Below are 6,958 nucleotides of genomic sequence, written 5' to 3'. Positions count from 1 at the left end.
ACCTATTCCTACCCGACCGAGGCGGACCGATGACCGCAGCGCCTCCCGCCCGCCGCGGGCGGGCTGCCGGCACCGTCAGCCGAGGATGCCGCGCACCAGCGCGAAGGCCTCGGCGACGGTCGCCGCCCGCACCGCCGTGCGGTCGCCCGGGAAGACGCGCCGCACCGCCCGCGTCTCGCCGGCGACGGCGAGGCCGAGATGCACCAGGCCCACCGGCTTGCCCGGCGTCGCGCCGCCCGGGCCCGCGATGCCCGTGCAACTCACCGCCAGATCGGCGCCGCTTCGGGCCAGCGCCCCCTCCGCCATGCGCCGCGCCACCGCGTCGCTGACCGCGCCATGGCCCTCGATGATGCCCATGGGGATGCCGAGGACGTCGCGCTTCGCCGCATTCGAATAGGTGACGAAGCCATGCGTCACCACCGCCGAGCTCCCCGGGATGGCGGTCAGCGCCGCGGCGATCAGTCCGCCGGTGCAGCTCTCGGCCGTGGCGAGGCTCATGCCCCGCGCCTCCAGCAGCGCGAGCAGCGCCTTCGCCTCGGCCAGCGTCTCCTCAGGCAGCATCGCAGCATCCCCGATCAGAATGTCCCATCGGGCAGCACCGCCCGCAGCGCCAGGATCAGCGCCGCGGCCAGCGCGCCCGCGACCAGGTCGTCCAGCATCACGCCGCGCGCGCCGTGCTGCCGGTCCGCCCAGCCGACCGGGCCGGGCTTGGTGATATCGAAGAGCCGGAAGAGCAGGAAGGCCAGGATCACGCCGCGTGCCCCCGTACCCGCCGGCAGCGCGGCGAGCGCGAGCAATTGCCCCGCGCCTTCGTCCACCACCACCCAGGACGGGTCGGCATCGGTGTCCTCGCCGAGCATGATCCGCGTCGCCCACCAGCCGATCAGCGTCAGGGGTACCGCCAGCAGGAGGCAGGCGAGCGGCCCGAGCAGCGCCGCCGGCAGCACCACGGCCGAGCCCCAGGTGCCGGGCGCCGGCCGCAGCCGCCCGACGCCGCCGAGCGTGGCCACGAGCCAAGCCGACCGCAGCGCGGGGCTCACCCGATCGCCGCCAGCCAGGCATCGATGGCGGCGATCGAGGCCGGCTCCTGCAACCGCGGCGCATGGCCGATGCCGGGCAGGGCGCAGAGCGCCATGGAGGGCCGCGCCGCCTGCATCTCGCACGCCGTCGCTTCCGACAGCACCGCGCTCGCCTCGCCCCGGATGAGCAGGGAGGGCATCGGCGGCAGAGCGTGGAAGAAGCGCCAGAGATCGGGCGCCGCGTCGCCCGGCCTCGGCAGGATGTCGGCGATGCGGATGTCCCAGCGCGGATGCCAGCGGCCGTCGGCGCCGCGCGCGAAGGTGCGGTCCGCCACCTCCTCCCACCCGTCCTCGGCGATGCCGAGCGGCGGCAGGCGCGGGCGCAGGAAGGCCACCGCCTCGGCGAGGCTGCCGAAGGCCGGGTCGCGGCCGATCAGGTCGCGGATGCCGTCGAGCCCGGGCGATTGCAGCCGCGGCCCGGTGTCGTTCAGCGCCAGGCCCGCCAGCACGCCCGGCCGCAGCGTGCCGAGCGCCATGCCGAGGATGCCGCCGAAGCTGGTCCCGAGCAGCGCCACCCGGTGCAGGCCGAGCGCCGCCATCGCGTCCAGCACGTCGGCGATGGCGCGCTCCGGCCCGTAGCGCCGCGGGTCCGCCGCCCGCTCGCTCTCGCCATGCCCGGCATAGTCCAGCGCCACCACCCGGCGCGTGCCGCAGAAGCGCTCCGCGACGCCGTGGAAGTCGAGCGAGGAGCGCGCGATGCCGGAGAGGCAGAGCAGCGGCACCGCCTCCCGCGGTCCGTCCCAGTCCATGGCGGAGAGGCGCAGCCCGTCCCGCGCGCTGATCCGGCGCTGCCGCGGCGGCGTCATCCCGCCGCCCGCAGCCACTGCGTCATCGGGTGCTCGAGCGCGGCCGAGCGGGCGTCGAGCGCGCGGTAGATCGCCATGTTCTCGAGGACGCGCTGGACGTAGTTGCGGGTCTCGGCGAAGGGGACCTGCTCCATCCAGTCGAGCATGGAGAGGCCGCCGCCGCGCGGGTCGCCATAGGTGCCGAGCCATTCGTCCACGCGGTTCGGCCCGGCATTGTAGCCGGCGATGGCGAAGGGCAGCGTGCCGCCGAAGCGGGCCAGCAGCTCGTCCAGATAGGCGGCGCCGAGCCGCATGTTGTGCGCCGTGTCGGTGGTCAGCATGCCGACCTGATGCCGCAGCCCGAGCCGCTTGGCCACTGACGCCGCCGTGGAGGGGAGGAGCTGCATCAGCCCCCGGGCATTGGCCGAGGAGACGGCCTCCGGGTCGAAATTGCTCTCCTGCCGGCTGATGCCGAGGACGAGGGCCGGCTCCGGCGCATCGGCCGGGGCGGGATAGGCGAGGGGCCAGCCCTCCTGCACCGCCATCAGCCCGCTGGCCCCGGCGCGGCGGGCCACCCAGACGGCGTGGTCCGGCCGGCCGATGCGCCGGGCGAGGCGCACGGCCAGCAGCTTCTCCGCCGGATCGGCGCCCAATTCCTCCAGGCGCAGCAGGAAGGGGCGGGCGCGGCGGGCCTCGCCGATATCGGCGAGCGCGAGGACGAGGCGGGCGGGCTCGCGCGCCTCGAAGGCCTTCTGCTGTGCGGCGCTCGGGTGCGGCGCCGGCGTGCCGGCGATGCGGGCGGCGAGCGCCGCGCCATCCTCCCCCAGCGCGACGGCGGCAAGCTGGCCGTAGAAGGCGAGGGGGAATTCCGCCGCCGCGCGATAGTGCTTCGTGGCGCGATCGCCGGCGCCCTGCGCCTCAGCGGCGCGGCCCTGCCAGTAATGGCTGCGGGCGCGGGTGATGACGCTGCGGCTCTCCTCGCCCAGCCGGGCGAAGTGCCGCTCGGCCGCCGGGGCGTCGCGCAGGATCCGCAGGGCGATGAAGCCGGCCAGGAACTCGGCCTCCTGCCGCGGCTCCCCGGGCGCGGCGATGCCGTGATGCGCACAGACGGCATAGGCCGCGCGCGGGTCGCCGAGGCGGAGCAGCTTGCGGGCCAGCACCTGCCGCTCCGGCCAGGCGGCGCGGGCGGCGTCGGGGGCGGGCAGGGGGGTCATGCGCTCCCCGGCGGCGAAGGCCGCCGCGGCCTCCTGGTCCCGGTCGCGGCGGCGGAGCCAGCGGGCGCGCTCGAGCGTCAGGGCGGGATCGGCCGGCGCGAGGGCGGCGAGGCCGGGGGAGTCGGCATCCGGGCGGTCGGCGGCATAGGCGAGGCGGGCCGCGCCCGCGACCTGCGCCGGGCCTTCCAGATAGGGCAGCACCCGGGCCGCGCCGGCGCCGTCGCGGGCGAGGGCCAGGCGATCGAAGCGCCGCGCATGGTGCGCCGGGGCGAGGATGCCGGCATTTCGGGCGAGGAAGGCCGCTTCCAGGCCGGCATCGGCCGGCGCCTCCGCCCAGCCGGCGCGCAGCACCTCCGTCGCCTCCGCGCCCTTGCCGGCGCGCGCCAGGGCATCGGCGAGGCGCTGGTAGCCGTCCAGGGTGCGCGGCGCGCGGGCAGCGAACCACTGCGCGGCAAGGACGTCGTCGGCGTCGCTGGCCAGCAATTCCTCGGCGCGTCGCCCGAGCGTCTCCTGCCCCGGCCAGTCAGGATTGCCGAGGGCGAAGCCCACCACCTCGGCCGCGCCGGAGGCCCCGCCGCGCTGCTGCAGACGCAGCCAGGCGACATAGGTCCGGATCAGCGGGTCGGCGGCCTGCGCCGCCGCCTCGGCCTCCGCCCAGCGCTGGGCATTGGCGAGCGCCACGGCCTGCCGGCCGGCCGCGCGCATCGCCTCGGCACCCGCAACGGCGGGCTGGGCGCGGGCCGGCGGCGCGGCGAGCGCGGCGGAGAGGGCGAGGAGGGCGCGTCGGCGCATGGTCACGGGCAGCATATCGGCTCTCTCGCTCTCGGCGGCGGGCTTACAATGTCGCTTTTTACGGCAATTCCGGTGCCAGTGTGTGACCCGTGCGGGATGGTGGCCCAGCGCCGCCCTTGCCGCCGCCCGGCCCGGTGACTAGGTTCTGCGACCCGGCCGCGCCGCGCGCCCGGCCCCATCCGCCCGGCCGCAACGGGCGCCGACAGCTCCCTCCGGAGGAAAGCCAGATGTTCAAGGGATCGATGGTCGCGCTGATCACGCCGATGCGCAGCGACGGGTCCGTGGACGAGAAGGCCTTCTCCGAACTGGTCGAGTGGCAGATCAGCGAGGGCACGGAGGGGCTGATCCCGGTCGGCACCACCGGCGAGAGCCCGACGCTGAGCCACGCGGAGCACAAGCGCGTCGTCGAGCTCTGCGTCGAGACGGCGAAGGGCCGCGTGCCGGTCATCGCCGGCACCGGCAGCAACAGCACGGCCGAGGCGATCGACTTCACGCGGCATGCCAGGAAGGCGGGCGCCGATGCCTGCCTGGTGGTGACGCCCTACTACAACAAGCCGACGCAGGAGGGGATGTTCCTGCACTTCACGGCGATCGCGGATGCGGTGGACCTGCCGATCTTCATCTACAACATCCCGCCGCGCAGCGTCATCGACATGTCGGTCGAGACCATGGCGCGCCTGGCGAGGCACCGGAACATCGTCGGCGTGAAGGACGCGACGGCGAACCTGACGCGGCCGCTGCACACCAAGCGCGCCTGCGGCGAGGACTTCATCCAACTGAGTGGCGAGGACCATACGGCGCTGGCCTTCAACGCCGCGGGCGGGGTGGGCTGCATCAGCGTCACCGCCAATGTCGCGCCGCGCCTCTGCGCCGAGATGCACCGGGCCTGGCGGGAGGGACGGCTGGCCGAGGCGATGGCGATCCAGGACCGGCTGGTGCCGCTGCACGATGCGCTGTTTGCCGAGACCTCGCCCGGCCCGGTGAAGTATGCGGCGAGCCTGCTCGGCAAGACCAGCGAGCATTGCCGCCTGCCGCTGGCGCCGGCGATGCCGGCGACGAAGCAGAAGGTGCGCGAGGCCATGGTGTCCGTCGGCCTCCTGAACTGATGCGGCCCGATCGCGGAGCGGCCAGGGGGCCGCGGAGCGTGGATCGGCCCGCCGGGTAATCTCATGGCAGAGAAGAAAAAGAAGACCCTCATCTCCCACGGCGTTGCCGCGCAGAACCGCAAGGCGCGGCACGACTACACGATCGGCGAGACGATCGAGGCCGGCCTTGCCCTGGTGGGGCCGGAGGTGAAGTCGCTCCGCGCCGGTCGCGCGACGCTCGCCGAGGCCTGGGCCGGCGAGCGCGACGGCGAGATGTGGCTGTTCAACTGCACCATCCCGGAATGGCAGGCGGGCAGCGTGGTGGCGAAGTTCGAGCCGCGCCGGCCGCGCAAGCTGCTGCTGCACAGGAAGCAGGTGCGCGAGCTGATCGGCAGCATCACGCGGGAGGGCACGACCCTCGTCCCGCTGCAGATCCACTTCAACGACCGCGGCCGGGCCAAGGTCCTGCTCGGCCTCGCCGAGGGTCGGAAGAAGCACGACAAGCGGGCGGCCATCGCGGCGCGGGACTGGGCACGCGACAAGGCGCGGCTGATGCGCGCGAAGGGCTGAGCCGCGCGTCCCGGGCTCCGGCCTGCTCCGACCCCCTTGCATCCGCCGGCGCGGCTGGCATGTCTGCAATGGCAGGAGAGCGCGATGGCCCCCGAGGACGACAGGACAGACGATGACGTGCCCGTGACCGGCAAGGTCCGGGAGAAGCTGGTCGAGACCAAGCAGGCCTGGGCCCGCGAGGGGCGGCTGCTGACCGGCGAGTCCTACCCCCTCGGCGGCACCGCCACCCGCGAGCGCCTGCCCCCCGGCCAGACTCTGGTGAAGGACTGGCCGGTGCTCGACCTCGGCGTGCAGCCGGATGTCGCGCCGGACCGCTGGCGGCTGCGGGTCGAGGGGCTGGTCCAGGCGCCGGTCCGCCTGACCCTCGACGAGTTCATGGCCCTGCCGCAGGCGGAGCTGGTCAACGACATCCACTGCGTCACGCAATGGAGCCGCTACGACAACCACTGGCAGGGCGTGCTGGCGAAGCACCTGGTCGAGTTGGCCCGGCCGAAGGAGGAGGCGCGCTTTGTCGCCTTCACCTCCTATGACGGCTACACCACCAATGTCCCGCTGGCCGAGTTCACCCGCGACGAGGTGCTGCTGGCCCATAGCTGGGAAGGCAAGCCGCTGACCCGGCAGCATGGCGGCCCGGTGCGCGTCGTCCTCCCGCGCCTCTATTTCTGGAAGAGCCCGAAATGGGTCACCCGGATCGAGCTGCTGCGCGAGGATCGGCCCGGCTTCTGGGAGGTCCGCGGCTATCACAACAACGGCGATCCCTGGCTGGAGGAGCGCTATGGCTGACGCGATGCGATGGCTGGGGCGCTGCATGGCGCAGGCGCCTGAAGCGTGTCGGTCCAGCGCGCTCACGCGGCGTGCGCTGGTCGCGGCGGGAGGCCTCCTGATGGCAGGCGGTGCGATGGCGGCGGACGGCGCGATCTGGGATTTCACCATGGAGGCGATCGAGGGCGGGCCGCTCCCTCTCTCGCAGTTCCGCGGCCGTCCCGTGCTTGTCGTGAACACCGCGAGCTTCTGCGGCTACACGCCGCAATACGCCGGGCTGCAGAAGCTGCACGAGACCTATGCCCCGCGCGGCCTGGTGGTTCTCGGCGTGCCCTCGCAGGACTTCAACCAGGAATCCTCGGACAACAAGAAGATCAAGGATTTCTGCGAAGCCAACTACAACATCGAATTCCCGATGACCACGGTCTCGCGCATCCGCGGGCCGCAGGCCGTGCCGCTCTACGCCTTCCTCGCCGAGCGCGACGGCGGCCCGCCGCGCTGGAATTTCCACAAATACCTGGTGGCGCGGGACGGCCGCGCGGTGCGCGGCTTCGCCACCCAGACCGGGCCGGAGGCGCGCGACCTGGTCCAGGCGATCGAGGCCGCGCTGGCTGCCCCGGCGCCGGCGGCCTGACGCTTCGCCCGGGAGCGTATCGTCGCGGCGCCGGGCG

The 6,958-nt window shown here is 73.9% G+C and carries 8 protein-coding genes; 4 read left to right on the top strand and 4 right to left on the bottom strand.

Annotated features, from left to right (window positions below):
* Nucleotides 1-75 precede the first annotated feature (75 nt).
* From Q7A36_RS32015 to Q7A36_RS32000, 4 genes are read right to left on the bottom strand one after another with little or no spacing between them, the layout of a single operon-like run.
* Entirely contained in the window at nucleotides 76-561 is a 486-nt protein-coding gene (locus Q7A36_RS32015) for a CinA family protein (protein ID WP_305107857.1), read from the bottom strand.
* Between the two features lie 14 nt (nucleotides 562-575).
* Nucleotides 576-1,040, bottom strand: a complete 465-nt coding sequence (locus tag Q7A36_RS32010) for a phosphatidylglycerophosphatase A family protein (RefSeq protein ID WP_305107856.1) — start codon at nucleotides 1,038-1,040, stop codon at nucleotides 576-578.
* Nucleotides 1,037-1,885 (bottom strand): alpha/beta fold hydrolase, encoded by an 849-nt coding sequence (locus Q7A36_RS32005; RefSeq protein WP_305107855.1) that lies wholly within the window; start codon nucleotides 1,883-1,885, stop codon nucleotides 1,037-1,039. The genes Q7A36_RS32010 and Q7A36_RS32005 overlap by 4 nt, the downstream gene beginning before the upstream one ends.
* Nucleotides 1,882-3,885, bottom strand: coding sequence for a lytic transglycosylase domain-containing protein (locus Q7A36_RS32000; RefSeq protein WP_305107854.1), 2,004 nt, complete (start codon nucleotides 3,883-3,885; stop codon nucleotides 1,882-1,884). The genes Q7A36_RS32005 and Q7A36_RS32000 overlap by 4 nt, the downstream gene beginning before the upstream one ends.
* A 212-nt stretch (nucleotides 3,886-4,097) precedes the next feature.
* Here Q7A36_RS32000 and dapA point away from each other — a divergent pair, with 212 nt between their 5' ends.
* The 4 genes from dapA to Q7A36_RS31980 all read left to right on the top strand — a co-directional run bounded on the left by dapA (nucleotide 4,098) and on the right by Q7A36_RS31980 (nucleotide 6,921).
* The gene (gene dapA / locus Q7A36_RS31995; protein WP_305107853.1) at nucleotides 4,098-4,976 is read left to right on the top strand and encodes a 4-hydroxy-tetrahydrodipicolinate synthase; all 879 of its coding nucleotides are present in this window, start codon (nucleotides 4,098-4,100) and stop codon (nucleotides 4,974-4,976) included.
* Between the two features lie 63 nt (nucleotides 4,977-5,039).
* A complete protein-coding gene (smpB, locus tag Q7A36_RS31990; RefSeq protein ID WP_305107852.1) occupies nucleotides 5,040-5,525 on the top strand; it encodes an SsrA-binding protein SmpB in 486 nt (161 codons plus the stop codon).
* 84 nt (nucleotides 5,526-5,609) lie between these two features.
* A complete protein-coding gene (locus Q7A36_RS31985) occupies nucleotides 5,610-6,308 on the top strand; it encodes a sulfite oxidase-like oxidoreductase (protein ID WP_305107851.1) in 699 nt (232 codons plus the stop codon).
* A gap of 100 nt (nucleotides 6,309-6,408) precedes the next feature.
* Nucleotides 6,409-6,921 carry a glutathione peroxidase gene (locus Q7A36_RS31980; RefSeq protein WP_305107850.1) on the top strand — a complete coding sequence of 171 codons (513 nt, stop codon included), beginning with the start codon at nucleotides 6,409-6,411 and terminating at the stop codon, nucleotides 6,919-6,921.
* The last annotated feature ends 37 nt before the right edge of the window (nucleotides 6,922-6,958 follow it).

Source organism: Paracraurococcus lichenis (genome assembly GCF_030657435.1).
GTDB lineage: Bacteria > Pseudomonadota > Alphaproteobacteria > Acetobacterales > Acetobacteraceae > Paracraurococcus > Paracraurococcus lichenis.
This window is presented reverse-complemented; position numbering and strand designations above follow the sequence as displayed.

Excerpts from the sequence above, each read along its gene's own strand:
- Q7A36_RS32000 (WP_305107854.1), bottom strand. The coding sequence starts at position 3,885 with ATGCTGCCCGTGACCATGCGCCGACGCGCCCTCCTCGCCCTCTCCGCC.
- Q7A36_RS32015 (WP_305107857.1), bottom strand. The coding sequence starts at position 561 with ATGCTGCCTGAGGAGACGCTGGCCGAGGCGAAGGCGCTGCTCGCGCTG.
- Q7A36_RS32005 (WP_305107855.1), bottom strand. The coding sequence starts at position 1,885 with ATGACGCCGCCGCGGCAGCGCCGGATCAGCGCGCGGGACGGGCTGCGC.
- Q7A36_RS31985 (WP_305107851.1), top strand. The coding sequence starts at position 5,610 with ATGGCCCCCGAGGACGACAGGACAGACGATGACGTGCCCGTGACCGGC.
- Q7A36_RS31980 (WP_305107850.1), top strand. The coding sequence starts at position 6,409 with ATGGCAGGCGGTGCGATGGCGGCGGACGGCGCGATCTGGGATTTCACC.
- dapA (WP_305107853.1), top strand. The coding sequence starts at position 4,098 with ATGTTCAAGGGATCGATGGTCGCGCTGATCACGCCGATGCGCAGCGAC.
- smpB (WP_305107852.1), top strand. The coding sequence starts at position 5,040 with ATGGCAGAGAAGAAAAAGAAGACCCTCATCTCCCACGGCGTTGCCGCG.